Annotated in this window: 1 protein-coding gene; it reads right to left on the minus strand. The window is 71.7% G+C overall.

The annotated features are described in order from the left end of the window. Positions 1-601: type III polyketide synthase (locus tag C5F48_RS24445; protein ID WP_373454375.1), on the minus strand; the 601-nt coding region annotated here is incomplete at both ends.

Genomic DNA, 601 nt, shown 5'->3' on the forward strand with positions numbered 1-601 from the left:
GCGGCGATGGCCGGCGCGACATTCGCCTCGGCGAAGGGCGGGATGGCGCGGTCGAAGATCACGCCGAGGCCGGTGGCGTCGACGCTCCAACCCATGATGTCCAGCGTGTCGGGCCAGGTGTGCTGGCCCGACATCTCTACTCTGGCCAGTCCGCCCTCCCCGCTGCGCAGCACGCAGGCGGCCGCGCCGTCGGCGAAGAGCGCGGTGGCGACAATGTTCTCCTTGGTCAGCTTGTCGAGCCGGAACGACAGCGAGCAGAGCTCCACCGCCACCACCAGCACCGCGCTGCCGGGACGCGACTGCGCCAGCCGGCTGGCCAGCGACAGCCCCGTCACGCCGCCGGCGCAACCGAGACCGAAGACAGGCGCCCGCTCCACGTCGCTGCGAAAGCCCATGGCGTCCGCTACCCTGGCGTCGATGCTCGGCGTCGCGACGCCGGTCGAGGAGACGGTCACCACAGTGTCGATCTCCGACGCCTTCAGTCCGGCCTGCTCCAGCGCCCGGCCGGCGGCCTCGGTGAACAGCGCCATCGCGACCTCGGTATAGGCGGCGTTGCGCTCCTCCCAGCCCATCGGCCGCAGGTACCATTCCACCGGGCGGG

The sequence above is a fragment of the Cereibacter changlensis JA139 genome (assembly GCF_003034985.1).
Lineage (GTDB): Bacteria > Pseudomonadota > Alphaproteobacteria > Rhodobacterales > Rhodobacteraceae > Cereibacter > Cereibacter changlensis.